This window comes from Priestia sp. SRI_019 (genome assembly GCF_057586255.1).
Window position 1 is genome coordinate 24,758 of sequence record NZ_JBYCZN010000002.1, and the last position, 26,528, is coordinate 51,285.

The window sequence follows — 26,528 nt, forward strand, 5'->3', positions numbered from 1 at the left end:
CAAAAACAACCTTTCAACCAGCATAGATTTGGCATTCAAATAAAAAGGTTTTACCTAGCGGATGATGCAAGCCTTATAAAGAGGAGCGTCCGCTTAGGTTTAGAAAAATGACGGGCGCTTGTTCGTTAACCGATTGTTGTTTTTCTACATCGATACAGCTAGGAGGTTACAGATTATTGAAAACACTTGATGTCGATGCTTTTCACGAGAATATTCAAGCTATCTTAGACTCTATTAAAAGTCAAAAAGAACAAATTCAGGGCCTGATTTCACAGGTTCAGGCATTTTTAAGCTTAGATGATGCGTTTAAAGGAAAAGGAGGAGAAGCGATTCGGTCTTTTTACGAAACGGGACATGCTTCTTTTTTAACGCTGTATCATTCATTACTCACTTCCTATGAAGCTCGACTAACTCAAATCACACATGCGCTGCGCTCATTTGAACCGAGCGAAGACGGCTACATCACGCAGCCGTTTCTACAAGACACTATTCCTGCGCATTTAAATCAAACAAGAAATACAACCGTTTCGCTTGTCGATCAAGCGAATGCAGCGATTCAAAAAGTCAGTCACCTTGCTTCTGTTTCAGCGCTTAACGACCAAGGTTTTCTAACAGAAGTAGAACAAGCAAAAAACAAAGCGGACAAAACGATGAACGATTTAGTCCGTTTTGACGAACAGCAAACGCAAAGCCTTTCAGTCATTCAAGATCAGCTGACGTCTTTAAACTCGCTGCTTTCTAAAGTGAAAGCTGGGTTTCAAAATGGTTCCATTCAGCCGGGCAATGTAAGTGAGCTGAGCGCGTTGGCGAAAAAAGCGATGACCGATTCAGGAGGCGTCTCGGTTTTTGAAAAAGGCATTCCAACAACCTTGACAAGAAAAGAAAAACAAGAGAAAGTGATAAAGGAAGTAGGTCTTGAAAAACTGATTCAGCTTCAGGCAATGACGCCTGCTGAACAGTTAAAAGAAATTCACAGGCTTGAAAAAGACTCGCCTTACATAAGAGAAGTGCTAACGCAAATTCAGCAGGATACAGCACCTGCTAACATGAAAAAACTAGCGGAACTGTCACCTGCAGAGCAAGCAGTGGAACTGGAAAAAAGTCCATATTTGCAGGCGCTCAACGATTCTTCAACTGTGGGCATGCTAACGTCTCAACAGATTCTTCAAAACGCTACGGGCGTTGAGGGAATGCTTATGCAGTCGGTGATGAGTCAGGGGCAGATTAGGAGTGTTGGGACTAAAAAAGAAGCTACAAGTTCTAAAAAGCTGACTATTCAACAAAAAGAAAAGCAAGTTATTAAAACAGTTGGACTAAAACAGCTAAAAGAGCTGGAAATGATGCATCCACTGGATCAAAAAAAGAAGCTCGAACAGCTTGAAAAAAAAGCTCCCCATGTTAAAGAAGTTTTTAAACATATTCAAAAGGAAAACAGTCCAAAGGTTCAGCGGGATCTTGCGGCACTGTCTCATTCTAAAGCAAAATTAGAAAAAGAGTTGAAGAAATATCCGTATCTATATGAGAATTATAAAAAGCCTGAAATTGCAAGAAGTGTATATGAGGAGGAAGCCAAAAAGCAACAACAAGATGGTCTAGCAGCTGTTTCTTTTGTAGCGGATATGGTGCCTGTGGTTTCCAATGTAAAAGGTGGATGGGAAGCAAGTGTAGGATACGATCCTATTACGGGGAATGAACTATCTAGTTTTGACCGTTCTGTTTCTGGAGCAGGAATTGTTTTTGGCGGCTTTGCGAGAGTGCCAGGGAAAGTGGTGAAATACGGAAGCGAAGGAGCAGAATACGTACTTCGTGTAAACAAAGCAGAAAAGACCGTAACCAAGCATAAGGTTAAAGATGTTTCCAAGGGCGAATCGAAAGCTGTGAAGAAGGTGGGAAATCCTGGTGGTAAGGCGGATGTTGCTAAGGGTACGGTAAAATATACTGGAGGAAGAACACAGAAAGAATTGGATGATTTAGCAGGAGATCCATCACATGGAGGAAGAATTGAAGGTCAAGGAATAAAAGAAAGAGAGATTGGGTTAGAATTAGAAAGTCGCGGTGATTTAGGAAGAATTATTAGAGATCAAAAAGCTGATAAAGGTGCAGAGTTTATTGATACTGTTACAGAGAAAAAATGGGATGTAAAGAGCTTTGAATCTTATCCTAATGGTCATACTTCACCCAAAAAAGGTGCTTTTACAGTTGATAACGCTATGAAAAAAATAAAGAAAGAGTTTGAACGTGGTCACAATGTTATACTTGATGATAGGAATTTGACCCCAGAACATACCAAGCAATTGAAAGAGGCAATACAAAAAGAGGGGATATCAGACAAGATTATTTGGTATCCTTAGAGGGGGGGAATTATAATTAATAATCGCAAAAAAGAGGAATTAATTCAACTTTTAGAATCACATAAAATTTGGCTTGATTCTCTAGGGTTAGAAGGCAAGAAGTTAGTTCTTGATGAAGTAAAGTTGACCGAAGTAGATTTAATAAAATATCCATTAAATCAAGCTTATATTACAGATTGTATCTTTAATAATATGCACTTGATTAATATAGAAATGTATTCTTCAACTATTTGTTCTTCAAGCTTTGTGTTTGCTAATCTAGAAAATGCTGATTTCTATAAAGCAGATGTTTCTTATGCAAACTTTACAAACGCAAACCTTCAAAATACAAGATTTGCTAAGAGTGATTGTATTGAAACTATATTTAATAGTGCAAACTTAAGTGATGCAAAATTAGTAGCAGCCCTTTTTGATAATGCAGATTTTCGTAATGCAAACCTTCAAAATGCAGACGTAAGCGAATCGACGTTTGAAAATGTATTACTAAAAGGAGCTAAACTAACAGGGGTTCGAGGGTTAGAAGAGGCTTTTATTAAAAGTATTAATATTGGGACACCAGAACAACCAAATATTCTAATAGGTGGAGAGGCTAGAAAGTGGTTAGAAGTGATGAGCAATTAAAGTAAGAGCAAAATAACTTTTGGGATATAAGTGATTATAACCTTGATTGGCTAAATGCCTTTCAAGGTTTCTTTTTATTATATATGGCATGATGAAGCAAAAAACAGCTTATTACCCGTAGTACAAGAGAAAGAAGTAGTTTGGTAAGGGTAAGGCTAATTTTTTTATTTGTAGATTTTAAGATTACAACATCAACATAGGGTACGGGTAATAATAGTCAGCCGGTCAGCGGAACTAAAACAGATTTTGGAGCAGAGAATCCAGTATCTGGACAAGATTGGAATAATTATTTCAAAAATAAATATGGGAATGAAAATGTTCAATGGAAACCTGCATCATTTGATGACATCATTGCGAATCCTGAAAGATTGTATGGAAACTCTATTGGAATGAGGTGTGTACGGAAGGGGTGGATACGGTTGGAAATTCACTAATCCGGATGGAAGTGTGTTCTATCATGGCGGTGGAGGAGTGCATAAGGGTTCATACTATGGATTTTCAAATGGAAAAACAAAAAAAGTGAAGGTATATAAAAAAGAGGATGGTTACGTTCCTACTATTGATGATAAAGGTACTACAATACAAATTGATTAAAGAAGGGGAGTAAATTGTGATATCAATTGGAGAATCATTTAAACTATTTTTAGAGACATTAAAGCATTCTAATTCTAATGTTTTAACATTGTCAGATGATTTAATGGAGTATTATCTTCTTGAAGAGTTTGCAATAGAAGCACCCGCCTATTTAAGTGAATTTACCCTTGATAGATTAGCTAGTGAAGGAATTATAGATGAAGAAATTTTTGAAAAAAGTAAAAAATTAAAAGATGTGTATTTTTCAATGAATCAAATGAAAGTATGGGATAGTTCCTCTATAAAAAAAAGCTCAGAGTGGAAAGAAATTTTTTCTCTTTCCGATCAAATCTGTGAGTTAATTAATAAAAAATGGACTGGTAAAGAAATAGAATATTTAGAAACAATATAAAGGCGATAAATATTATACTATAGTGTAAAAGGTTTGTTACTCCGCTTTAACATGCAGCAAGTCATAATTCGATACAGGCAGCTCAATGGTTAATTAATCAAGGTGCGAATGTGAATGCTGGCGAAGATTTGCATATACATGCTACAGCTCTCGTAAAAGCTGTTCAGCAGGGACATTTTAAAATGGTCAAGCTGCTCGCAGAAAGCGGAGCCAATATTGCTGCTTGGTACACGTTAGGTGAAGGTCAAGAAACTACAACAATTAATGCTGTGAAAATGGCTCAAATGAAAGGTCATAATGAAATCTTAGACTATTTGTATAGTAAAAGTGAAAATGAAATGAATAAATTAGAGTCGGAAAATAATAACTCAATTTTTAATTATGTTGAAAATAAGATAGGAGAAGTCAGTTTTACCTTAAGTGAAATTGTTTCAATAAGCCGAGTCGAGATAGATGTACATGTTATTATGCCAACCGAAGAGAGAAACGCAATTACATTGTTTACAACAGGTATGAGTACACTTCCTATGGCTGAAGGTAAAGTAGAAGAAGAGCTACAATATGCAGAATTGATCATGACTCTACCGCCTAATTGGCCGATTAATGAAGAAGCGTTAAAGAAGGAAGAAAACAACTGGCCTTTGGGTTGGATAAGACAAATAGCTCACCTTTCACATATGTATGAGGGGTGGATTGACGAAGGCATAATTATTCCTAATGAGGAACCTCCTCAGCCATTTGCTAATAATACAAAGATGTCAAGTTTATTAATCATGCGACCATGTGGAGAAAATCTTCAACTGATAGATGAAGGTAAGGGTGTTATTAATTTATACCAGTTGATACCACTCCATGAAACAGAGAGACAAATAGCCATAGAAAAAGGTTCTGATTATATAGTAAAGCAATTGAAGCGCAGCGATCAAGCACCATATTTTGAAAACATAAATCGTAGTAGTGTCTGCTAAAGGAAAAAGAGCTTCAAACTAAAATCAGGAAGAAAATCTATATTCCTTATAGTGGGACAAATATACAAAACCTTACATTTGTAAAATAATATTAAAGTTTTAGAGGAAAAACTACAGTTACATAAAAAGCACTTGATTGTCTATGAGAGGCAACAAGTGCTTTTTGTGAGGAATTAACCCTTTGGAAAATATAAAAAATGACTGTATGAAGTTCATAGCTCATGGATGCTATACCATTAAATAGTATTAGGTGCACTGTCACCTGCAAAGTAAGCAGTTGAACTAGAAAACAGCCCAAAGATTCAGCAAACTCTTGCGGCGCTTGCTCATTCTAAAGCAAAATTAGAAAAAGAGTTGAAGAAATATCCGTATCTATATGAGAATTACAAAAAGCCTGAAATCGCAAGAAGTGTATATGAGGAGGAAGCCAAAAAGCAACAACAGGATGGTCTAGCAGCTGTTTCTTTTGTAGCGGATATGGTGCCTGTGGTTTCCAATGTAAAAGGTGGATGGGAAGCAAGTGTAGGATACGATCCTATTACGGGGAATGAACTATCTCGTTTTGACCGTTCTGTTTCTGGAGCAGGAATTGTCTTTGGCGGCTTTGCGAGAGTGCCAGGGAAAGTGGTGAAATACGGAAGCGAAGGAGCAGAATACGTACTTCGTGTAAACAAAGCAGAAAAGACCGTAACCAAGCATAAGGTTAAAGATGTTTCCAAGGGCGAGTCGAAAGCTGTGGAGAAAGTGGAAAAGCCTGGTGGTAAGGCGAATGCTGAAGGAGTTCATGATCAGGCGGGTGTTGCTAAGGGTACGGGTAAATTTGTCAACAATGCTGATGATGTTGTATTCAAACAAAGTTCAATAGATAAAGCTTTCAGTAAACACAGAAATGATTTTGGAAGTTATCCTGATGGTAGCAAATCTAGTGTGGAATTATTCAAAAACGATGTTTCAGAGCTGATTAATACTGGAGTTCAAAAACAAGGTAAATATAGAAACGTTGAAGGAACGCATATTTACAACGAAACTACTAAACAATGGACTTTTATTAACTCAGATGGAACTATGAATACAGCTTTCAAATTAAGTGATTCACAATACAAATATTTAATTGAAAAAGGAGTTGTAAAATAGTGAGATTAGTTAATACCCTTCTCTCAGAACATGAATTAAAGAAAGAAGATATTGAAGTGATTTGCAATATATTTAAGAAACAATATGATGAAAATATAGAAGTAAATAGCTATAAATATGATGATCGTAAATATTATGAAACTGATTTTGATATAATTGACGTAGAATTTCTAAAGGAAAATATATATATAGAAATTGATAAGTTGATTAAGATTCATGAAAAGATTATTCAATTAGTTAATCAAAATGTAGAAATAATTGTAGCTAATGATGATACAGATACGGAAATCCAAATATTTGAAAAAAATTGTAACGATATATCAGGATTTGGACTGTTTATTACTTCAAGAAAAATTCTAGAACTTGAACCCTATTATACTTCTGATATTTGCAACGCATATTTGAATTTTGAAAATGTTAGTTTTGGTGTAATGTTTGAATAGTGTTAATTAGGAAGAGACGGTTCTTCCACTTTAGGATGGATGAATGATTTGCTAAAATTTTTATAAAAGAAAAAATTATGAAATTCATGCTGGGAAATGAGATTTTACGAACATAGACAAGAAAAATATTTATGTTAACATTTTTTATTACTACCTTGATTGGCTAAACGCCTTTCAAGGTTTTTTTATAAAGTTGGATTTGGTAAAAAGGTATCCGAAGAAGAATAGATATAGTGATCAAGAAGTAATGAGAGTAGCTAACTAGGGGTAAGTCTGGATTTAACTAACCTTGACAAGAAAAGAAAAACAAGGGAACGTGATAAAGGAAGTAGGTCTTGAACAAAAGATTTAGCCCAAAAGCAGCAAGCAATTGGTCAAAAAAGGTGTATAAACCTGTTCAGAAGCAGCTTCAACCTTTACTAGATGCTGAGATACCGACTTTACGTCCTCAACCTCAACTACTGTCAGGGATAGGAGATGAGTCACCTGGACAGACCTTTGGTGAAGCGTTACATGGGTTACCGACGTATAAGATGGGGAATGTTTCGAAAGGTCAGTCCAAAGCTTTGGAGAAAGTGGAAAAGCCTGATAGTAAAGCGAATGTTGAAGGGGGTTATGATCAGGAAGCTGTTGCTAAGGGTAATACTAGTATACCGAAGCCGGTAAGACCTAAAGCAAGTAGAGTGAAACCTGACACTCGAAAAAAACCTTCTGCTAATAAAAAACAGAAGGAAAAAAATTATCAAATGCGCAATTAAATAAACTGGTAAAAGACCACTTTGTAAAAGAAACCGCGAGGACTAGAACCTTTACATCAGAGACTATGCCCGGAAGTAAAGCCTTTGCAAAATGGTTTAATGAATTGAGCGTAGATGAATTTGAATTAGCCTGGTCTACTCCAAAATTAAGGACTATTATTGAGAGTAGAATTCGTTATCCTGGTGGGTACCATGAATGGCACTTAGTATCACGAGCGCCAATTTTTAAGCGGTGGGGTGTAACGGCTGAAGATATAGCAGAAATGAGAACGTTAACGAAAGATGTTGAATTTGTTAATCCGGTAGGAAGACATGGGTTTGATGGTTCTGGCAAAGCTCATAGAGAGCTTCTCAATTTAATTGATTACTCACTTGACTACGATACATTTAAAAGAAAATTAAGAAATTGGGCACATTATAGGTTAAAAGGTGGAATTGATTCATTGCCAGAAGGACTTAGGTAAATAGAAAAGGGGGATTATGATGGAAAACCCAGGAGCTGTTTCTCTTTGGTTTGGAAATTGTAGTGATGAGGATTTGTTAAGCAAGTATGTAGAAATAAAATATGATGATGAGGGAGATAGAATCCCTTCGAGCTTCATGAATGATTTTCAGATAAATTTCCTTGAGTACAATCAAGACTTATTAGAATGTACCTACAATGAATATCCTACATCTTCTTTGTCCGAATTACTAAAGAATGCTTCGTATTCTAATTCACTTATAAGTGAACTTGAAGACTTTTATGGTGAAAGCTTAGAAGAGCCGTACAATATTGTTATTCGGTTGTATGATTTTGAATATGAAGAACTTGTTGAGGAAGCAAAACTTGATGGTAGGAAGCTTAAATATATGGGTTCTGTTATTTATGAAGATTAGAGTTTGAATTAAAGAACCTAAGTATATTTATTAATATATTATCTGAAGAAAAAAGCACTTCTTGTCTAATGACAAAAGGTGCTTTTTTTCATTTTAGGATAGAAGTAGGTAGACACATTATAATTTTATAAGTGCACGAAGTATTAAATTTTTAAAGAAGGAAATTAAATACATCGAAAGGGAATTAAAACAGCTAGTAAATCTACTAGATTATCAATTAGAGACGATGCCGGGAATAGAACTTGTGACGGCATCGGCATTAATTGCAGAAATTGGGGATGTAAAGTTATTTCCAAATGCCAATAAATTAGCACGATTTGCGGGGATTGCACCTGTTTACTTTGGTTCTGGTGGGAAAGGTAAGACACATAAAAGTAAACAAGGAAACAGGGCGCTACACGCTTTATTTTATAATTTAGCCGTACAGCAAGTGCAAGTAGCGAAAGGAAGTAAGTTACCTAGAAACCCAGTGTTTCATGTATATTATCAAAAGAAACTAAAGAGGGAAAAACACAAGGACAAGCATTGGTATGTATTATGAGAAGTTTTGTAAACATTGTATATGGTATGATGAAATATAAAACAGCTTATGAATTGCTTGATACGTTTGCAGGGAAAGGACAACTACTGCCAAACGGTAAAAAAGAAAGAGTAGACTTTGGTAAAACTATTGGGAAGTACTATGATCGAAATACCGGTGAATACCTTGAGACTACTAATGGATTGATACATTATGGCAAAGATGGAGCTCGTATAGTACCATCAAGGCCGTAAAAACAAAAGAAAAGAGGATGTATATGGGGTATGACTCTTTAATAGGAACATTAATAAAATATGAACATAGTGACATGATACTAGAATGGGAAAATGGATTAAGGATTGTAGGTGAACTAGATACAGTCTTTGAAACAGATAATGGGTTAGATGACGACGATGTAAATTATACCGAATATGATGCAGCTGTATTTCAAGTAAATGATATTTTAGCGCATCCTACTAGTGAGGAAAGTCGTTTATATAATTGGCTAATACAAAAGAAAGGTTCATTAGTTGAAATTTCACTTTATGATGATCCGCCAAGTGCAGTTTTTTTAACTGACGGAGAAAGTGTATGGAAAAGGAATATTAAAAAATAAAAACGTTACTCTAAACATATACCTTGATGGGCTACATTACCTTTCAAGGTTTATTTTGTTTTTTATAAATTTTTTAATTTCTTTGACATAGGGATTAACTGTATTACTTAAATTACATACATAGTGAAATTGAAATTAAATAAGTATTTCTTATAGATATATCGGAATTATACAAAGCCTGAAATCGCAAGAAGTGTATATGAAGCGGAAGCCAAAAGCAACAAAAGGACGGTCTAGGAACTGTTTCTTTTGCATTAGATATGGTGCCTTTGATTTCCAATGTAAAAGGTGGATGGGAAGTAGGTACGATCCTGTTACTGGCGATGAACTCTCTCATTTTGACCGTTCTGTTTCTGGAGCAGGAATGGTATTGGAGCTTTGCGAGAGTGCCAGGGAAAACGGTGAAATACGGAAGCGAAGGAGCAGAATACGTACTTCGCGTAAACAAACGCGTAAACAAAGCAGAAAAGACCGTAACCAAACATAAGGTTAAAGGTGTTTTCAAGGTTGAGTCAGAAGCTGTGGAGAAGGTGGAAAAGCCTGGTGGTAAGGCGGCTGTTTCTAAGGGGACGGCTGAAATTAATTATGTTAATTTTAATAAAACACATAAGGATTCCTTACCTAAACCTAAAGGAGATGGTCCAAATGGTGGGAAATTACAATCTCATCATGGATTACAGGAAGAATTACAATTCATGGTGGACGATTTAACTAAAGCTGGTTTTTCACGTAATACTACTAGTCAAGTTCTTGAACAACAATACAAGATGCTAAATAAACTAGGTGTTAAGTATGAAAGGATTGATTATTAATGAATATACTAGATAATATCAGTAGTATGTACACAATTGATGCTAAAAAATCTCCTTCGAAAGAAGAAGAAATTAAAGCACTACAGGACTTTTCGACAATAGATGCACCTACAGAATTTATAGAAATAATTCAGCTGGCTTCAGACATTGAAATTAATGTTAGCGACCAAATGTATATTCGAATTTGGGGAGCATCGGGGTGCATAGAAATGAATGAAGCTTATGAAGTACAGAAATATCTCCCGAATTCAATCGCAATTGGTGATGACGAAGGAGGTGGTGCGTTAATCTATCTACAGGGTAAAGATGGTTTTGGGATATACTATACAAGATTCGCGGATTTTGACATTGAGGAGGCAGTGAAAATTGCACCATCTCTAACCGAATTATTAGTAAATAATGTAGGTGTGAATACTTTATTAGATATATGAAAAACTTATACCTTGATTGGCTAAATGCTTTTCAAGTTTTGTAACGTAGAAATTGTATATTTGAAAATAGCTCAGCATCTGAATCAAAATTTATGAAAACCAGTAAATTGGTGATAAAAACTAAAGTAACAATAAGGACTGTATTTGTAAGGAATAAATTAAATATAGATGGGAAGGTGATTTTGTGTGGAGAGATCAAGTTAGTCAAATTTCTCAACTAGAAGAGAAGTGGAATAAAAAACTCAATTTACCTAGCAGTGAAAAAGAGTTATCGAGTTTTTGTAAATATGTAGAAGGGAAATTTGGTGAGGAGGTACTTCCTCAGGAATACTGTGAATTTTTAAAAACTGTTAATGGAATTGAATTTAATGGACTAATAATATACGGAATGGACCCAGACTTCTTGGAAGCTAAGCCCATCAACGAAGTGGAAAGTTTTTTAGATGCTAATGAAACGTGGAAGTCAATTATGGATGAAGATAAGCTGATTTTCTTTGGCGATTCCGATATAGCTTGGTATTGTTATAATGTTTCTAAAAAATGTTTTGTAGAATTAGACAAACCTTCAGGTGAACATATGGAAACCTTTGAAGATTTTAATACTATGCTGAAGTCTGCCTTTTCTGCAGCGCTTAGTTGAATGTACAATTTATACCCCAAGTTCGAAATGTTAAAAGGCGGTAAATTAATAGTAAAAGGTGATACATCGTATGTGTTATTCTAATAAATTAGAAGATCCTGTTTTTTAATTTCTAGCTGGGACTTTTCATCAGGATATTGCTTCGTCAGAAGAGGCATTAAAAGAGTTCTTAAAAGAAGAAAGAGCAAGATGAGGTTGAACCAGTATGTAAATTAGAAACAGTTGAGTTTGTTAAAATTATATTGGTGTGGGCTTATGAAACATATAAGTATAAAAGCCAAAAAAGAGTCATTTCTCAAGAAGATGCAGAAATAGCTATGAATTGGATTGAGGAAAAAATGGAATCCATCACTTAGTCATAAGAAGTGTGAAGTGTACTAAAGCCTGAAACCACAATGGGTGAATGCTACTCAAACTCAGCAAATCAAGCTATTGTTGAAAAACTGTTAGTGCTGGTTCTAAGGCTCCGGTTTTTCTAAATTACTAGTTTAATAAAATAAATCAGTAATCAAAGGACAAGGTTAAAAACGTTGTCCTTTAAACGTTCAGTCACCTATTAGTAAATGTTATTTTAAACTATCTATATAGTAGAAATAGCAATGAAATGGTGAAGAAGCTAATCAATAAGGAGTGAGTTTTAGTGAAAATGGAAAGAATGCATGAAAGTTTATCCATTGAAGATTTAGAACGATTTGAGCATAGTCATTCTATTACAATTCCAAGAGAGTATAGAGATTTTTTACTGGAATATAACGGTGGTTATCCAAATCCAAGTGTTTATAAGATATCTGAAAAGCTGGGTGAAAGTATAGTAAACATTTTTTATGGAATTGGAACCATGTATGACAATTTAGAGAAAAAGTTTGATCTTTTCGACGAAATTGTAGAAGCAGGGTTTATGCCAATAGCAGATGACCCAAGCGGGAATCAAATATGTATTGGGATCAGCAACCAGTATTTCGGACAAGTCTATCATTGGGCTCATTGTGAGGAAACTGAAGAAATGGAAAATATATATTTTTTGTCAAATAGCTTCAACGATTTTCTTAATTGTTTATATGAGGACTGATTATTTTACATATAAAAAAAGAACGGTTGTAACAGGTTGCACGAAAGGAGAAGTAACATGAAAAAAGAAAAAAACATAGAGGTTACAAACGAATATAATGATTCTGTCTTTTTGACTGATGGAGTCAGTATTGATGAAATAAAAAAGAGAGAAGATACGATCAACGTAAACTTGCCAGATAGTTATCAAATGAATTTAAATGCCTTTGGTCAAGCAACGGAAGAATCAATAGGCGAATTAGAAGAACTTTTGGGGTTTTTACTTCCGGAAGATTATAAAAAATTTTTAGTTGAATATAACGGAGGAACTTCGAAAGTAAGATATAGTAAATTTTTTGTTGAAGAATTAAATCAGGAAATTCCTTTAGATGTTTTGTATGGGATAGGTGTAACAAGAACGTTTGATTTAATTAAATGCTATGAAGAGTTTGAAGAAGATATGCTGCCGTATAGTTTGGTAATAGGAGATGATCCTGGTTCGGGACTTATTGTACTTATTACTGATACGGAAAGGCACGGTGTGTATTATTGGGACCACTCTCTTTCTTTCCCGCAATCTCGTGAAGAAGAAAATACATATAAAGTAGCCCATAGTTTTAAGGATTTTTTAGACGAATTAATTCATCCGAGATAACAGGGCGTGAAGAAACAGAACGAACATATGCTGAACGATTAGAAAAAGTCTTAAGTGAAGGTGATGTTATTGGTAATGAAAGATGCTATGAGCAACTATTTTAAGGTAAGAAGAGAATATTTTGAAAAAGGTTTGGATTTCCTATTTAAAACATCCTACAACGAAAATGTTCAATCAACGATTTATCAAGGGGAAGTGGATGAAGACGGAGAAATTTTATGGAACCCTGTTCAAAAAGATAATCATAGCGATATAAAATCACTTGAAGAAAGGTTTCATATTAAATTTCATTCTTCAATTGACTGCTATTTTAATTCCTACTGGTTTGCGGAGTTAGATGGTTTTCTGGATAGCCATTACATCACGTTAGAAGCTGTATTACCAAATATTGAATTGGATACGTTTGAAAGGAACTTAAAGGGATATAAAAGAAATCGCGATAAGCTTGATAAGGTTCCTATAGGTATAGAAGGCAATGATTTGGTAGTTGTGATTGATAACCTCAGCGGCAGAGTAGAATTAGAAGATTTTGAACGAGATTGTTTTAAAGAAATTGCAAACTCCTTAGAAGATTTAATTTCTAGCCTGCGTTTACAAAGATAACAAGAGTATGTACAAAAAAGAATTAAATCATCATCTACAGAAAGGGAAGGAATGGAATGAAGATCGAATTATTAAAAGCAGTGGACCAAGAGTTGGAAATGTACCCTGAAGCTTTTGGCGGTGCTGTTACTAGTGAGGAAGTGACACAAGCTGAAGCGAAGCTAAAAGTGAAACTTCCAGAGGACTTAAAAAAATTTCTTTTGAGGTATGGTTCGGGGGCAATTGGTGAAGCGATTGTTTTAGGGTTAAGAGAGGCAGAGTTTGTGTCTACACCGTCATTTGTAGATAAATCTCTACAGTTCAGAAATATGTTGCCTCAAGGATACGAGCATTTTGTTGTGATTGGAGTAGACAGTGCGGGAAATCCAGTAGGCTTTCAATATCCTAATAAAGAAATCATCATAGTTGATTTTGACTTTGGCGGAAAAAAAGTTATAGCAGGAAGCTTTGAAGAATATTTAGAAAAATCGATTCATGAAGAATTAAATATCCATTTCTGATTGAAGTTATGGAATAATCCGTATTTATAAGGAGGAATTAGATGAGAAAAGATTTAGAGTGGGAATATGCTGATTGAGAAGTATCAGAAAATGAGGTTGAAGAAAGTGGAAGGCAATTAGGATTCCACTTACCTAAAGATTATATTGATTGTGTAAAAATAAATGGAGGTGCTAGCGTATTACCAGCAGAATTTAATGTAGGCAACGTAGAGCATTGTTTTGGTAGTTTATTTAGCTTTGATAAGGAAAGCAGTGAGTACATTGTTCAAAAATATGAACTATATAAACCTATGCTTCCGAAAAAGGTTTTTCCTATTGCGAATGATTCCGCTGGAAATTTAATTTGTTTAGATTATAAAAATAATATAGACAACCCGATTGTGGTATTTTGGGAACATGAAAATGCTGCTGAAAAAGAAGTGTTAATGCAAGAGAAAGGTTTAACTGAAGAACAAGTGGAAGAACGTGCAAGGAGCAATGTATTTTACATCGCAGATACGTTTACGGATTTTTTAAGTAAATTACATGATTGAAAAGCTTTTTGTAAGTGCACGTTGATTTGCTAAAGTCTCTAAGGGGTATTTTTGTGGAAATGCTTCATCAAAAAAATGCTCGAGCGTATAACAATATGTCACTCTTCAAAATTTGGAGGGTTTTCTTTTAAATATTCAAATATAGTCTATGTAAAAGTCAACATACATGTTAGGTTTTATAACATAAATTTCTGAATAATCATTTACTTATTCACTTATTTCATGGTATGTTATATGACATAGATATTGTAACTTGCAATATCTGTTGAGAATTAGCTGTTGTAATATATACTTATTTTTCTAAAAATGCACCTGGACGAGCCGGTGCTCTATACATATATATATACATCTACGTATAACTAGTCAAAAAGAATACAGGCATTTCTATTTATAGTGATGTTTGTTCATTCGAGTGAGTATAGTTATAGTAGGTGAAATTTTCAAGACAGTTATTTTGGTTTTTAAGCTGAATTTTTGGAATAGTTTGTTATTTTATTAATCAATGCTTTGCCACTTAGAAGTAGGTATAAAAGTTTACTAATAAAAGAAAATGCAGACGGAATTTAATAAGTTTTTTGGAATTTGTGGGCGATTTTCTCACTTTTTTATCATTTTTGAATAGTTTATAATCATCAGACAATTATACTGTGATATAGTTATAAGTGAGACAGAAAAAGGTGTGTTCTTAGGTCGCACCTGAATTTTTTTACTACGTAAGCAGGAGCGCCTACATCTTTTTACAAATATAGGGGATGAGGAAGGTTATAATGAGCAACGTACAGAAAAAAACAGACGTTATCTTAATTGGTGCCGGAGTCATGAGCGCAACTTTGGGATCATTACTCAAAGAGTTAGCACCTGAATGGGACATTAAAGTGTTTGAAAAACTCGCAGACGCAGGGGAAGAAAGCTCGAACGAATGGAATAATGCAGGGACGGGCCATTCTGCGCTGTGCGAACTAAACTATACATCAGAAAAAGCTGATGGATCTATAGATATAACGAAAGCGATCCGAATTAACGAGCAGTTTCAGCTGTCAAGACAGTTTTGGTCTTATCTTGTAAGCAGCAAGTTGATTCGCAATCCGCAAGATTTTATCATGCCAATTCCGCATATGAGTTTGGTACAAGGGGAAAAAAATGTATCGTTTCTGAAAAAGCGTTTTGAAGCGCTGTCAAACAATCCGTTGTTTCAAGGAATGGAGTATTCCGACAGTCCTGACAAACTAAAAGAATGGATTCCGTTAATCATGAAGGGGCGCACGTCAAATGAACCGATTGCCGCAACTAAAATTGATTCGGGAACAGACGTAAACTTTGGTGCTTTAACACGCATGTTGTTTGACCACCTGAAAAATAAAGGGGTTCACGTTCATTACAAACGAAGTGTAAAAGATATTAAACGTAAAAGTGACGGTATGTGGGAAGTAAAAGTCGCAGATGTAGACAGCGGCAAAGTTGAGTACCACACGGCAAAGTTCATCTTTATCGGTGGCGGAGGCGGAAGCTTGCCTTTACTTCAAAAAACAGGTATTCCTGAATCCAAGCATATTGGAGGATTCCCGGTAAGCGGATTATTTATGGTATGCAATAACCCTGAAGTCATTGCGCAGCATCACGGAAAAGTATACGGAAAAGCCAAAGTCGGAGCTCCGCCAATGTCAGTTCCGCACCTTGATACACGCTATATTGATAACAAAAAGACGCTGTTGTTTGGTCCATTTGCCGGCTTTTCACCGAAATTCTTAAAAACAGGTTCGAACTTGGACTTAATCAGTTCTGTAAAGCCGAATAATATTTTAACCATGCTAGCAGCAGGCGTCAAAGAAATGGCGTTAACAAAATATTTAATTCAGCAAGTGCTGTTATCAAATGAAAAACGTGTCGAAGAACTGCGTGAGTTTATCCCGAACGCGAAAAGCGAAGACTGGGATATCGTCGTAGCGGGTCAACGTGTGCAGGTAATCAAAGACACGGAAGCCGGTGGGAAAGGAACGCTTCAGTTTGGTACAGAAGTTGTAAGTGCCGCTGATGGTTCGGTTGCTGCACTTCTTGGTGCTTCTCCTGGTGCGTCAACGGCGGTTCACGTTATGCTTGAAGTATTGGAAAAATGCTTCCCAGAAAACATGAACAAGTGGGAGCCAAAAATAAAAGAAATGATTCCTTCCTACGGCATGTCGTTAGTTGATCATCCAGACTTCTTTAACGAAATTCATGCGTCTACTTCACAGACGCTTGGTTTAATTAAAAAAGAGTCTGTTTATAGCTAAAGATTTTACGTCGCAACAAACAGCACATGTGTATGTGAAGAAATCTACAGGCGTGCACAAACACCACCTTTTCTTGAGGTGGTGTTTTAATGGTCTTTATATGTAGAGTTTGAGTTAAGAGCGGTATTGATTGCTTCCAGTCTGAAGTTTTAAATGCTTCCACGCTGCAATTGCATCATCGCGGCTTTTTCCTTTGTTTTTCGGATCGTTAAAAAAATCGCGAATAAAGCGGTTGTACTCAAACTGAGGCGCAATTTCTTTTTGATAAGAAGGCTGCTTTTTTCGTTTTTCTTCTTCATGCCACGCTTTTACCACATCTCGATAGGTTTTCCCTACATTTTCTTTAAAGTAGTTTTGAATATACGTGGAAAAATGAAACGTAGGATGAATGGCTTTTTTAAAAAAAGCCCGTACTTCTTGACTGCAGCGATGATTTTCTCCAATGACGGTATCTAATGTTAGCGGAGCTTTCGTTTTAGAGGACGAGCGTTTTTTAGAAGGTGCTCCTGAGTGTTGAGTGTCACCGGTTGTTAAAAACACTTCAATTCTTTTTGAAAGTTCCATTTTAGATCCAGACGGGCTCATATTGTTTTCACGGCAAAATTGCTGCAGCTCGGTTTTGAGCCAGTAAAAGTCCGTAAAGTCATTGATAGATAAATTTTTTGTAAGTTCGGGTCTCATTGTTTTCACCTCCATATATTTACAAAATAATTATAGAACGTTTGTTCTTGTTGGTCAATTGTTTTTAGAGAAGTACGAAGCAATGTCTTTTATGTTTCTTCCTACATAGTGAGAAGAAATAGGCTGTTTATTCATCTCTCTTGCCCAAATAGAAAGCTGGCCGATGTGATGGATTTCATGAATGATGATGTGATGCAAAATGTCAGCTTCCGTGTAAAAAGTAGAATCCCAAGGGACTGTTATGTACCTTTTGTTAGAAAAATTCAAATGACTTAGAAAGTCGGCAATTTCGGGTCTATGTGCAGAAGAAAGCGCTTGAAGCTTTTCAAGCGTATCGTATTCTTCAAAAGAAAGAACGATATCTGGTTTACCTTGGATGGCGCGTATCCAGCTGTCTTCCACATCAATAATATGAAACAGAGTTTGTAAAATGCTGCCCGTTCCTCCAGTCCGCTTCTTCAACAGTTCTTCTCTAGAAAGTTGATAACACCAGCTAAACCATTCATCTCTCACTTGCCAATTATATTCAAAAAAATGAATCATCTACCACACCTCACATGTTTTTTTACCTCTTACTAAATTAGATTAAGGCTTGTAAATTCCTTTGTAAAAAGAAGAAAAAACGTCTAGGCAAGAGATCTCTTGCAAATTCCAAAATCAAACAATTACAATAATAGAAAGGAGTTGATTGCATGAAGCTACATAAAAAAGTACTTTCTACGATTCTAGGAGGAGCTGTCGGAGACGCTTTAGGCGTTCCAGTTGAGTTTAAAAAACGCGATACATTTCGGATCACAACTATGACAGGCTACGGTACATACAACCAGCCTAAAGGAACGTGGTCAGATGATACATCTCTGACGATGTGCTTGATTGATAATTTACTAGACAAACAAGATGAATATGATTTGATGCAAAAGTTTGCGAACTATTGGTCGGATGGCTACTGGACGCCGTACGGAGAAATGTTTGATATTGGCATCGCAACAAGCGAAGCGATTCGCCGCTATAAAAGCGGGCTTCCTAAAGAAGAGTGGGGAGGAAGCGCTGAATACGACAACGGAAACGGAGCGCTTATGCGTATTGCTCCGCTTGCGTTTACACTACGTGATGAACCTAGCTTTACAAAAAGAAAAGAAGAAATAGAAAGAATTGCGCACGTCACGCACCGCCATGTGCGCTCTACGCTTGGCTGCATTATATACGTGGAGCTGCTTATTCGCCTTCTTGACGGCGATCAGCCTTTTAAAGCATATGAAAACGCGGTAAATCTCTGTCAAAAGCAGTTAACAGGTACGGAGTATGAAGCAGAGTTCACTGCGTATGAACGAGTGTTAAACCTAAGCTTGCCGCACGCAGCGATAAATGCAATTGGGTCAACTGGATACGTTGTCAGCTCGTTAGAAGCGTCAGTTTGGTCTTTTCTGAAAAGTGATGACTACGAAGAAGCTGTACTGACCGCTGTGAATTTAGGAGAAGACACAGATACAATAGGCTTTATTACAGGTACTATGGCAGGAGTATATTATGAGCTGGATGGCATTCCTGAAGAGTGGATTTGTCAGCTTGCTAAAAAAGAAGAGTTAGAGAAAGCGTGTAAGAAGTTTGCGGATATATGTTAATGGATCATAAAAATTACTCAAAAGTTCGGAGGAGATAAAGTGAAATTTTCTATGGATTTTGGCGATACCAATTTTATCGGAGTGGCAAACGCAAAAGAGTACCAATCATTTGTCGATGAGGATTGGGAGCTAGACCAGCTTCTGAATCACTTCGGCAGTGAAATGAAAAAGAGAAATATTCTAGTATGTCAAATGACAGAAGAAGGAATTGAACACTCTTGGAACGTAGAAGTGAAGATTGGAACAGAGTCGGATATAGATACATACTTTAGGAAAGCAACAGGTTATATAAATGTAACCAATCATCAGCTTTATCTCGTAGATTATGACTGCCTTACGATGGCCGCCCAGTTTGAAGATCAGTTAGTGCCTGATGCGAACTGTTCTAAGTATAGAATTGATATTAAAAACGGTATGTACAAGCTCGAGCTTATTCAATTTTATAATGTTGATCAAGATGAGTATACAGGAAATGACCAAACGGATCTTTTATTGAACTTTATTAAGATGGAGCATGTTGAAGAAACGGTCGATGAGGTATTTTGGTGTACGTATTAAGTAGTAAACGTACCGTAGGCTACTAACTTAGAGGCGTAGTGTGCCGTTCTAAGGCATCCTATCTTATTTATATATTCAGTGAAACCCTCTGGCTTTGCGTCAGAGGGTTTTTATGGTCAAAATCATTTATAATATACTTTTACATAACATACAAACTTCACGTTAAAGAAAGGTGATCACAGTGCCAAATGCATGGGATGCAGAACAAATCGTATCAGCACCGCTTGCCAAAACGCTAATCGAGACGCAGTTTCCAGAGCTTGCGCCCGCTTCAATTTCACTGCTTGGCTACGGCTTTGATAATACGGTTTATCAAGTAAACGACCGCTTTGTGTTTCGGTTTCCAAGAAGAGAACTCGCAGTAGGACTATTAAAAACAGAAAATCAGCTTTTACCAAGCCTTGCTTCTCAGCTGCCGCTATCCATTGCAGAGCCCATTTTTTTCGGTAAGCCGAATGCAGGCTATCCTTGGCCGTTTACGGGCTATCACTACGTGCAAGGAACTCCGCCTGCACGATTAACAGAAGAAGAGCGCATACAATCCGCTTCTGTACTAGCAAGGTTTCTTCGCACGCTGCATCACTATCCGTATTCAAAAGCGCAAGAGCTCGGTGTGCCGTTTGATGAGCTGAATCGACTTGATATGATGAAGCGAAAGCCGGCGCTAGAGAAATATGTCAAGCAAATGAAAGAGCGTAGTCTTTATTCGAAACAAGCTATTCTTGAAAACTATGTAAATGACATACAAGAAATTCACTATCAAGAAAAAAACGTACTGGTTCACGGAGATCTTCATATTAAAAACATGATTGTTGATCAAACCAATATGGTTTCAGGCATCATTGACTGGGGAGATGTTCATATTGGTCACCCGGCAGTTGACCTAGCGATTGCCTACAGCTTTTTACCTCCTAAAGGAAGAGCATGTTTTTTTGAAGAATATGGAAAAGTAGACGAAGAAACGCACAGACTGGCAAAATGGAAAGCCGTATTTACAACCGTAGTACTTGTGGCGCACAGCTACGACCAAGGAGACAAACAAACGTTAGAAGCGGCTCTAGAAAGCTTAAACCTCATTTTTCAAGAGTAATAAAACTGTAATAGAATTTCTGTTCAATTCCTGTATAGTTAAGAAAGGATAAAAATAAAAACAACAGGTGAAGCAAACGATGAATACAAGCCACTGGAATAAATCAGCAGCGCAGCTGCTAGAAGCATGGATACAGCTATATAAGGAAAAGGAATTTCTTATTGGAGAAACGGAATCTTTAAACATGCTAAAAGAAGAAGTAGACGGGATGGACAAAGAAAAATTTCTCTCCATAGTAGAACGTCATCTGCAAAAAGTGTATGACGAACTGGAAAAAGAACGGACAGAGTACAACATGAACAACAGTGAATATACAATGGTGACGTTTCTTTCAAGCGACTATCCGGAGTACATAAAAAAGCGTCAAAGCAATATGAGACAGATTGAACAGTTAACAAGCATACATAGGAATGTGACAGAGCTTTTTGGAAAAGAACTTTTTTCTGAAGCGGATATGGTAGCGTTTAGAAACGACTTTTTTCAACTAACAGAAAGACACGCTAACACGTCATCGTTAAAAGAAATGAAGGAAAACTGGAATACGTATTTGTCAGCGTTCGTTGACTTTCAAAAAAAGCATGAACATGTAAAACAAGCGATAGCCACAGTACTCGAAGAAGACAAGAGCTTGAAGCAAGAATGGCATCAGCTAAGCAAAAATAAAGTAGTGACCAAACAAAAAGCGACCGCCTTTCGCACAAAGCAGCATGAGCTAAATGAAAGTATTCGAAAAGCCACGACTGCACAAAAACAGTTACTCGAACTGCACTGGCCTGATGCTCGCAGCCAGTTTGATGCCTTGCAAGAAAAAATGAGTAAGAGTCTTTCTACTGTGCTGAAAGAAACGCAACGCAGTATGGAAGTCATTAGCCAAAACGATGCAAATGAACATGCCAAGTTAAAGCAATCACTTAACGACCTAAATGCAGTCCACAAAGTCGACGTTCATCAAACGTGGTTAGCGGCTTTTATTAAAAAATCACGACCATTTTTTAACGAACTGAGTGAAGATATAAAGGATACTCGGTGTCGAGAACTGTGGAATCGAATTTACGGCATGTATAAAGGAATAGCAGTAAACGAATTTATTGTTACCTACGAAGAATTTTTAGCACTTCAGCCGCTTGGGAGTGTAAAAAGCATGAAAATACCAAAGCCGTTAGCTCGGTTAAAGGTAGATATAGACCCTGTTACGCTGCCATCCTACGCAGACTTTCCCGTGCTCAAAAAGCAGCAATCATCACGGCGCACTTTCCCTATTTTAATAGGAGGAGCTATCGTTCTTGTCTTGTTACTGACGATTGTATATATGAATCGTGACAATCAAACGGCAGAAACAAGCTCAGATATAAAAGAAACGACCAGCACGACGTCGTTAAAAAATGAACAGACTAAACCAGCTGCCGTAAGTAAAACGGATCTTGAAAACTTTTTTATCTCCTATAAAGCCGCTTACTTTTCAAGTTTAAACAGCGGAGACTTTAGTGGGATGGCGCCTTATATTGACTCGGGTCAGCCAGTTTATAAACAGCTAAAAAGCTATATCACATCACTTGCCGGAAAAAACGTATCGTTTGCTAACGATCAGTTTCTCGTGACAAAAACAGAATCACATGACGACGGAACCTATGACATTTATACAAACGAAGTATACACGTTCACCGACTCATATGACGCAAGCACGCAGTTTAAAAAAGAACGAATTTATCATGTGAAAGCTGCTGGTAAAGACAAACTTCAAATTACTAAAATTGATACATTAACAGATGAGCAGAAGCCGGTGGAAGAGTGAACGGTTTCTGAGAGATTATGAACAACCGCTAGTTCCTTTTGGGGAGCTAGCGGTTGTTTTGGTTGGAGTTGGTTTTTCCTTTTTTTGTAGAGTGGTAGGAACTATTTATGAGTCTTTCATTGATTGTGTTCATGCTTCTTCCAGTAGAAGTATGGTAGTATCGAACATGTATAAAATATAGGTCGGAACATAAGTAAAAGGAGGTGCTATGATGAAAAAACGCACCAAAACAGTTAGTGCAGTCATTGCTGGAGCTACTATTTTAATAGGAGGTATATGGATGATAAATGAAACCCGTTATCCAAATGTCCCCGCTTTTAATGATCACTTTACACGAGAATTCTTAGATAAAGGCAAAAAAGCAGATAACGAGTTTTACGAGTTTAAGTCAAAGACAGGGCAGTATACAATGTGGTTTCCAGAGGAGTATCAGTTAATTCATGAAAATAAAGAAGACTATGCTATCAACGGTCAGTTTTATGAGCGATGGGTGGCTTCTTCGGGAAATTTCTTTAATAATAAAAATGAAGTTTCATACATGAACGTAGAACTGGCAGAGAAGGTAAAAGAAAATGAGGAGGTAAATGTAGAGAGTCTGTTCAAAAAGAACCTACATGTGAATCAACCAAAAAAGATAGAAACAGCGCATATCAGTATATATTACGATTCAGCATATACATATTTTAAAGGAACTGAAGAAAAAGTTGTAAAGAACAATATTAAGTATGTTCCAAATACATACGTAGCATATATAGCAGATAAAAATACGGATAAAGTAATCGAGCTTTATTACAAATATACTGGAGATCATTTAACAGAGAAACAAGGGGAAAAACAAGATAAGTTGATTGTGAAAATGCTGAAAAGTGTAAAGTTTTAATAGGTGAAACGAGAAAGAATGAAAAATCATGATTACATGATTATAATAACGAACGAATTAGCATGGCTGGCTAAAATATAAGGGGTTATCTAAAAAAGGAATTTGTGTTGATAAAACAACAAATTCCCTATTTCAATACTCTTCTCAAAAAACATTAGCACTTCCAGTTTTTTTCAATGAAATGAAAGGCAGGCCGTAAATTCGTTTTATTAGCAATCAAAATAAGAGCGGGAACAACCGAAGGGTCCGTTTTAGAGAAATTAGGAATCCGCGGATTCAACCGGAAAAACTGATCGCCTAAAAGCTCAGAGCTGACCATTGACTCGTAGTAGCTTGATCCACCAGAGATAATCTGAAGAAACGGCAGCAACGGTTCATTAGGCGATCGGTCTAAAAGCACTCCCCAATTCGGAGGCAGGTCCTCCATATCCTCAGGGCGTATGTTATCGGCACTAACCATTCCCCATCCCTTTGTATCTCTTCTTAATTGAGTTGGCTGTTCACCTGTTCCAATGGATAATACGGCAATTTGATCTAACGGCTGCTTTGCTTTTCCGACTGCAAACGCGATACTAGCTGTACTGGTATTAGTTGCTACTGTATAACCATCTACGTAGTTTTGATAAGCTCTTTGCGTTGCGGGAGCACCGCTGCTCCTAAGTATTACGTCACTCGCTTTTTCATTAAGATAAGGGGAACCAGGAAAGTTGTGGAATAACACTGGATTCCAACGATTCAGCTCCGGTGAAAATAAGTGGAACGCAGGTACAACAATTCGTTTCTTTAAGTCTCTAAGGCGAAGGTCTCGGGGGAAAAACGTTCGTATGGCTTTAATAAAACCAGAATAGGGTACTTGTTGATTAAAAACAGGTCCGCCCGGTCGGGAAACGCTGAACGCCGGTAAGATGTGATCTTTGAAAAACTGAAATGTCTCTTCTGGTGATCTTCCGCTTGCAAGTGCAAGAGCGGTGAATGAACCAATTGAATTTCCTGAAAAAACATTGGTTTCACTAATTAACTTTGGGTTTTGATGAGCCAATCTATTCAAAAGCTGTAAACTTAAAGCCCCTAAAGTACCGCCTCCATCAAAGGTCATAATACGATATTTTGTCAAAGGTGATTTCTCCTTTCGAATCCCATCAGATGTATCATTCTGTATATGTTTATTTGATGTGTTGCAGAGGTATGAGTATCTCTTTTACCGCTCCTTTAGAAGCCAGGTTATGTAGATGAACATTCTTAGAAATAAATAAAGACTCTAACGAACCAAACCATCGGCTAAATCTTAGCCGATGTTTTATTTGAGTAGATGTTGTTAATAAGGAACATTTCCTTGCTTAATTAAAAATCCTTGCTTAATTACAAAAATAAGAACAAGAAAGAGTATGAAAATGGAGATGAAGCTGAAAATATTATACTCATAACATTTCGTTCCTTCTTTTAATCTTTTCATTCCCTTTATAAGTGCAGGTCAAATCTAAAATAGCCCTTTTAAAGAAATTAAAGGAAATATAATACCCGTTTATACAACATTTTATTGTAAGATAGATTAGTTGCATATGAATCGAATATTAGTAGGTCCACACTAACTTATCTATTTTTAGTGTAAGGAATCAAGAAAGAGTGAGGGAAAGGTCAAAATGTCTAAGACAAGGTATAAGAACCAAAAAGAATCCAATGAAGCAATTGCAAAAGCTTATATAGAGAACAATTATACAAATAGTCAAAATAAGCTGTTGCTAGTATCAAAAGCTAATTACGGGAAAAGAAGTTCAAATGTATGTTACTCGGCAGTAGACGATAAAGGTATGAATTTTTATGAATTTAACAACAACGCTGAACAGAATTTAATGTTAATTGAGCGGTATGAATGGGCTGATTTCTCTAGCGTTACAATTGACCATAGCATTGCAAAATCAGTATTTACATTTGTAGGTCATGGTGAAAATAGGGATATTACAATAGAGGTAAAAGGAAAGGAAGTAGAGCAAGTTATTCGTAACCACTCTTCTATGGAAGTTAACGTAGTAAAAAGACCTGTCTGGACTAAGGTATTAGGATATCGTTCACAGACAACTTGGAAAATGTTTATGGCTTCTACTGTTTACACCTTAATTCTTTTATTCATATTACATCCCTTATTACCAGCAGCTACTCATAATTTTATTATGGGACTAGCTTTACTGATTCTGTTTTTAAGCATCATAGGCTTATTTGTTGGATTAATAAAGCCAAAGTGGGTATTGCCTAAATTTAAAATCAAAACAAGAAAACGTGTATTATTTTCTTATCTATATTTAATTATTAGTTGTTTTTTTATTGCTGTAGCTTTTACAGATGGAGAATCAACTTCTACCCCTGCTTCAACTCAAGTAAGTTCTTCGCAAAACAGCGTCACTGTTTCATCTAAAAAAGATGGTGCTGATAGCAGCAAGCAAAAAGTTGAAAAGAATGATAGTGATAAAACAGCAAAAGAAGAGAAAAGACAAAAAGCTGAGGAGCAAGCAGTAAAAGAAGAAGCAAAACAAAAAGCTCAGGAGCAAGCGGCAAAAGAAGAAGCAAAACGAAAAGCTGAAGAACAAGCAGCAAAAGAAGAAGCAAAACAAAAAGCTCAGGAGCAAGCGGCAAAAGAAGAGGCAGAACGAAAAGCTCAAGAGCAAGCGGCGAAAGAAGAAGCGGAACAAAAAGCTGAGGAGCAAGCGGCAAAAGAAGAGGCAGAACGAAAAGCTCAAGAGCAAGCGGCGAAAGAAGAAGCGGAACGAAAAGCTGAGGAGCAAGCTGCAAAACAAGAAGCAGAGCGTAAAGCTCAACAACAAGCAGCTAGTCAACAGTCTACACCTAGCAGTTCTACTAGCAACAGTAGAAATTATAAGCCATTTGAAAATGATCCGAGTGATGATCAACAGTCTAATATGTCTTGTTCGGGACAAATCAAAGGTAACAAAAACTCGAAAATTTACCACGTACCTGGCGGAGCTTATTATGACAGAACTCAAGATAACATTGTTTGGTTCTGTTCAGAAGCGGATGCACAGGCAGCTGGATATAGAGAATCCCAACGATAAAAAAATATATGCAACCTTTAAAAGCTCTCCTATATGTTTCTTGGAGAGCTTTTTTCTTTATGAGAGGATTAATA

Annotated in this window: 27 protein-coding genes and 3 pseudogenes; 27 read left to right on the forward strand and 3 right to left on the reverse strand. The window is 36.5% G+C overall.

Translation table 11 applies throughout. The features are described from left to right. The first annotated feature begins 176 nt into the window (after positions 1 to 176). The 21 genes and pseudogenes from AC2YJL_RS10360 to AC2YJL_RS10460 all read left to right on the forward strand — a co-directional run bounded on the left by AC2YJL_RS10360 (position 177) and on the right by AC2YJL_RS10460 (position 16,766). Positions 177 to 2,351 carry a T7SS effector LXG polymorphic toxin gene (locus tag AC2YJL_RS10360; RefSeq protein WP_487374731.1) on the forward strand — a complete coding sequence of 725 codons (2,175 nt, stop codon included), beginning with the start codon at positions 177 to 179 and terminating at the stop codon, positions 2,349 to 2,351. Positions 2,352 to 2,474: 123 nt separating this feature from the next. Continuing rightward, on the forward strand, positions 2,475 to 2,972 hold the full coding sequence (locus AC2YJL_RS10365) for a pentapeptide repeat-containing protein (protein ID WP_230932795.1): 498 nt from the start codon (positions 2,475 to 2,477) through the stop codon (positions 2,970 to 2,972). Positions 2,973 to 3,582: 610 nt separating this feature from the next. Beyond that, positions 3,583 to 3,957, forward strand: a complete 375-nt coding sequence (locus AC2YJL_RS10370; protein WP_116740710.1) for a hypothetical protein — start codon at positions 3,583 to 3,585, stop codon at positions 3,955 to 3,957. 62 nt (positions 3,958 to 4,019) lie between these two features. Further along, a pseudogene (locus AC2YJL_RS10375) lies at positions 4,020 to 4,166 on the forward strand (ankyrin repeat domain-containing protein); the annotation flags it as partial. Positions 4,167 to 4,295: 129 nt separating this feature from the next. Next, a complete protein-coding gene (locus tag AC2YJL_RS10380; protein ID WP_269067648.1) occupies positions 4,296 to 4,925 on the forward strand; it encodes a suppressor of fused domain protein in 630 nt (209 codons plus the stop codon). 354 nt (positions 4,926 to 5,279) lie between these two features. Continuing rightward, a complete protein-coding gene (locus tag AC2YJL_RS10385) occupies positions 5,280 to 6,059 on the forward strand; it encodes a pre-toxin TG domain-containing protein (RefSeq protein ID WP_230932793.1) in 780 nt (259 codons plus the stop codon). After that, positions 6,059 to 6,502, forward strand: a complete 444-nt coding sequence (locus AC2YJL_RS10390; RefSeq protein ID WP_033579303.1) for a hypothetical protein — start codon at positions 6,059 to 6,061, stop codon at positions 6,500 to 6,502. The genes AC2YJL_RS10385 and AC2YJL_RS10390 overlap by 1 nt, the downstream gene beginning before the upstream one ends. A 335-nt stretch (positions 6,503 to 6,837) precedes the next feature. After that, positions 6,838 to 7,260, forward strand: coding sequence for a hypothetical protein (locus tag AC2YJL_RS10395; RefSeq protein ID WP_194273239.1), 423 nt, complete (start codon positions 6,838 to 6,840; stop codon positions 7,258 to 7,260). Between the two features lie 65 nt (positions 7,261 to 7,325). After that, the gene (locus AC2YJL_RS10400; protein ID WP_141541286.1) at positions 7,326 to 7,724 is read left to right on the forward strand and encodes a hypothetical protein; all 399 of its coding nucleotides are present in this window, start codon (positions 7,326 to 7,328) and stop codon (positions 7,722 to 7,724) included. 19 nt (positions 7,725 to 7,743) lie between these two features. Next, positions 7,744 to 8,139: an immunity 22 family protein gene (locus tag AC2YJL_RS10405; RefSeq protein ID WP_028408179.1), complete on the forward strand. Its 396-nt coding sequence runs from the start codon at positions 7,744 to 7,746 to the stop codon at positions 8,137 to 8,139. A gap of 136 nt (positions 8,140 to 8,275) precedes the next feature. Then, a pseudogene (locus AC2YJL_RS10410) lies at positions 8,276 to 8,913 on the forward strand (transposase); the annotation flags it as partial. A gap of 23 nt (positions 8,914 to 8,936) precedes the next feature. Next, positions 8,937 to 9,275 carry a hypothetical protein gene (locus AC2YJL_RS10415; protein ID WP_102813927.1) on the forward strand — a complete coding sequence of 113 codons (339 nt, stop codon included), beginning with the start codon at positions 8,937 to 8,939 and terminating at the stop codon, positions 9,273 to 9,275. Between the two features lie 269 nt (positions 9,276 to 9,544). Then, positions 9,545 to 10,087 (forward strand): hypothetical protein, encoded by a 543-nt coding sequence (locus AC2YJL_RS10420; protein WP_228116699.1) that lies wholly within the window; start codon positions 9,545 to 9,547, stop codon positions 10,085 to 10,087. Beyond that, entirely contained in the window at positions 10,087 to 10,518 is a 432-nt protein-coding gene (locus AC2YJL_RS10425) for an SMI1/KNR4 family protein (RefSeq protein WP_153252028.1), read from the forward strand. Before AC2YJL_RS10420 ends, AC2YJL_RS10425 begins: the two co-directional genes overlap by 1 nt. Positions 10,519 to 10,702: 184 nt before the next feature. Next, on the forward strand, positions 10,703 to 11,158 hold the full coding sequence (locus AC2YJL_RS10430) for a YrhA family protein (protein ID WP_016764498.1): 456 nt from the start codon (positions 10,703 to 10,705) through the stop codon (positions 11,156 to 11,158). 646 nt (positions 11,159 to 11,804) lie between these two features. Continuing rightward, positions 11,805 to 12,227 carry an SMI1/KNR4 family protein gene (locus AC2YJL_RS10435; protein WP_034327889.1) on the forward strand — a complete coding sequence of 141 codons (423 nt, stop codon included), beginning with the start codon at positions 11,805 to 11,807 and terminating at the stop codon, positions 12,225 to 12,227. Positions 12,228 to 12,416: 189 nt separating this feature from the next. After that, positions 12,417 to 12,860 (forward strand): SMI1/KNR4 family protein, encoded by a 444-nt coding sequence (locus AC2YJL_RS10440; protein ID WP_050690666.1) that lies wholly within the window; start codon positions 12,417 to 12,419, stop codon positions 12,858 to 12,860. 87 nt (positions 12,861 to 12,947) lie between these two features. After that, on the forward strand, positions 12,948 to 13,463 hold the full coding sequence (locus tag AC2YJL_RS10445) for a SecY-interacting protein Syd (protein WP_230932828.1): 516 nt from the start codon (positions 12,948 to 12,950) through the stop codon (positions 13,461 to 13,463). A 56-nt stretch (positions 13,464 to 13,519) separates the two neighbouring features. Then, positions 13,520 to 13,963 (forward strand): SMI1/KNR4 family protein, encoded by a 444-nt coding sequence (locus AC2YJL_RS10450; RefSeq protein ID WP_230932791.1) that lies wholly within the window; start codon positions 13,520 to 13,522, stop codon positions 13,961 to 13,963. 41 nt (positions 13,964 to 14,004) lie between these two features. Next, positions 14,005 to 14,496: pseudogene (locus AC2YJL_RS10455) on the forward strand (SMI1/KNR4 family protein). A gap of 767 nt (positions 14,497 to 15,263) precedes the next feature. After that, positions 15,264 to 16,766 (forward strand): malate:quinone oxidoreductase, encoded by a 1,503-nt coding sequence (locus tag AC2YJL_RS10460; protein WP_013083523.1) that lies wholly within the window; start codon positions 15,264 to 15,266, stop codon positions 16,764 to 16,766. A 114-nt stretch (positions 16,767 to 16,880) separates the two neighbouring features. On the opposite strand, the gene AC2YJL_RS10465 is transcribed toward AC2YJL_RS10460, so the two are convergent. Both AC2YJL_RS10465 and AC2YJL_RS10470 read right to left on the reverse strand, forming a co-directional pair. Then, positions 16,881 to 17,447, reverse strand: a complete 567-nt coding sequence (locus tag AC2YJL_RS10465; RefSeq protein WP_230932790.1) for a DUF6434 domain-containing protein — start codon at positions 17,445 to 17,447, stop codon at positions 16,881 to 16,883. A gap of 54 nt (positions 17,448 to 17,501) precedes the next feature. Beyond that, positions 17,502 to 17,990 (reverse strand): DinB family protein, encoded by a 489-nt coding sequence (locus AC2YJL_RS10470; protein ID WP_230932789.1) that lies wholly within the window; start codon positions 17,988 to 17,990, stop codon positions 17,502 to 17,504. A gap of 149 nt (positions 17,991 to 18,139) precedes the next feature. Here AC2YJL_RS10470 and AC2YJL_RS10475 point away from each other — a divergent pair, with 149 nt between their 5' ends. From AC2YJL_RS10475 to AC2YJL_RS10495, 5 genes are all read left to right on the forward strand, one after another. Further along, positions 18,140 to 19,069: an ADP-ribosylglycohydrolase family protein gene (locus AC2YJL_RS10475; protein WP_230932788.1), complete on the forward strand. Its 930-nt coding sequence runs from the start codon at positions 18,140 to 18,142 to the stop codon at positions 19,067 to 19,069. A 51-nt stretch (positions 19,070 to 19,120) separates the two neighbouring features. Beyond that, complete coding sequence (locus AC2YJL_RS10480) at positions 19,121 to 19,627, forward strand: hypothetical protein (protein ID WP_216876207.1); 507 nt, start codon at positions 19,121 to 19,123, stop codon at positions 19,625 to 19,627. A 181-nt stretch (positions 19,628 to 19,808) separates the two neighbouring features. After that, on the forward strand, positions 19,809 to 20,717 hold the full coding sequence (locus tag AC2YJL_RS10485; RefSeq protein WP_230932786.1) for a phosphotransferase: 909 nt from the start codon (positions 19,809 to 19,811) through the stop codon (positions 20,715 to 20,717). Between the two features lie 79 nt (positions 20,718 to 20,796). Then, positions 20,797 to 22,509, forward strand: coding sequence for a TcaA NTF2-like domain-containing protein (locus AC2YJL_RS10490; protein WP_230932785.1), 1,713 nt, complete (start codon positions 20,797 to 20,799; stop codon positions 22,507 to 22,509). Positions 22,510 to 22,717: 208 nt separating this feature from the next. Then, entirely contained in the window at positions 22,718 to 23,389 is a 672-nt protein-coding gene (locus AC2YJL_RS10495) for a hypothetical protein (RefSeq protein ID WP_308280729.1), read from the forward strand. 154 nt (positions 23,390 to 23,543) lie between these two features. Here the strand turns inward: AC2YJL_RS10495 and AC2YJL_RS10500 are convergent, their stop codons facing one another. Next, a complete protein-coding gene (locus AC2YJL_RS10500; RefSeq protein WP_407818919.1) occupies positions 23,544 to 24,503 on the reverse strand; it encodes a patatin-like phospholipase family protein in 960 nt (319 codons plus the stop codon). Between the two features lie 526 nt (positions 24,504 to 25,029). On the opposite strand from AC2YJL_RS10500, the gene AC2YJL_RS10505 reads away from it, so the two are divergent. Beyond that, positions 25,030 to 26,454 carry a sunset domain-containing protein gene (locus tag AC2YJL_RS10505; protein ID WP_407818920.1) on the forward strand — a complete coding sequence of 475 codons (1,425 nt, stop codon included), beginning with the start codon at positions 25,030 to 25,032 and terminating at the stop codon, positions 26,452 to 26,454. Positions 26,455 to 26,528 lie beyond the last annotated feature (74 nt).

Bases quoted from the DNA above. Each gene is read 5' to 3' on its own strand.
- AC2YJL_RS10380 (WP_269067648.1), top strand. From the start codon at position 4,296: ATGAATAAATTAGAGTCGGAAAATAATAACTCAATTTTTAATTATGTT.
- AC2YJL_RS10400 (WP_141541286.1), top strand. From the start codon at position 7,326: ATGCCCGGAAGTAAAGCCTTTGCAAAATGGTTTAATGAATTGAGCGTA.
- AC2YJL_RS10405 (WP_028408179.1), top strand. From the start codon at position 7,744: ATGGAAAACCCAGGAGCTGTTTCTCTTTGGTTTGGAAATTGTAGTGAT.
- AC2YJL_RS10415 (WP_102813927.1), top strand. From the start codon at position 8,937: ATGGGGTATGACTCTTTAATAGGAACATTAATAAAATATGAACATAGT.
- AC2YJL_RS10425 (WP_153252028.1), top strand. From the start codon at position 10,087: ATGAATATACTAGATAATATCAGTAGTATGTACACAATTGATGCTAAA.
- AC2YJL_RS10435 (WP_034327889.1), top strand. From the start codon at position 11,805: ATGGAAAGAATGCATGAAAGTTTATCCATTGAAGATTTAGAACGATTT.
- AC2YJL_RS10440 (WP_050690666.1), top strand. From the start codon at position 12,417: ATGAATTTAAATGCCTTTGGTCAAGCAACGGAAGAATCAATAGGCGAA.
- AC2YJL_RS10445 (WP_230932828.1), top strand. From the start codon at position 12,948: ATGAGCAACTATTTTAAGGTAAGAAGAGAATATTTTGAAAAAGGTTTG.
- AC2YJL_RS10450 (WP_230932791.1), top strand. From the start codon at position 13,520: ATGAAGATCGAATTATTAAAAGCAGTGGACCAAGAGTTGGAAATGTAC.
- AC2YJL_RS10460 (WP_013083523.1), top strand. From the start codon at position 15,264: ATGAGCAACGTACAGAAAAAAACAGACGTTATCTTAATTGGTGCCGGA.
- AC2YJL_RS10465 (WP_230932790.1), bottom strand. From the start codon at position 17,447: ATGAGACCCGAACTTACAAAAAATTTATCTATCAATGACTTTACGGAC.
- AC2YJL_RS10470 (WP_230932789.1), bottom strand. From the start codon at position 17,990: ATGATTCATTTTTTTGAATATAATTGGCAAGTGAGAGATGAATGGTTT.
- AC2YJL_RS10475 (WP_230932788.1), top strand. From the start codon at position 18,140: ATGAAGCTACATAAAAAAGTACTTTCTACGATTCTAGGAGGAGCTGTC.
- AC2YJL_RS10480 (WP_216876207.1), top strand. From the start codon at position 19,121: ATGGATTTTGGCGATACCAATTTTATCGGAGTGGCAAACGCAAAAGAG.
- AC2YJL_RS10490 (WP_230932785.1), top strand. From the start codon at position 20,797: ATGAATACAAGCCACTGGAATAAATCAGCAGCGCAGCTGCTAGAAGCA.
- AC2YJL_RS10495 (WP_308280729.1), top strand. From the start codon at position 22,718: ATGATGAAAAAACGCACCAAAACAGTTAGTGCAGTCATTGCTGGAGCT.
- AC2YJL_RS10505 (WP_407818920.1), top strand. From the start codon at position 25,030: ATGTCTAAGACAAGGTATAAGAACCAAAAAGAATCCAATGAAGCAATT.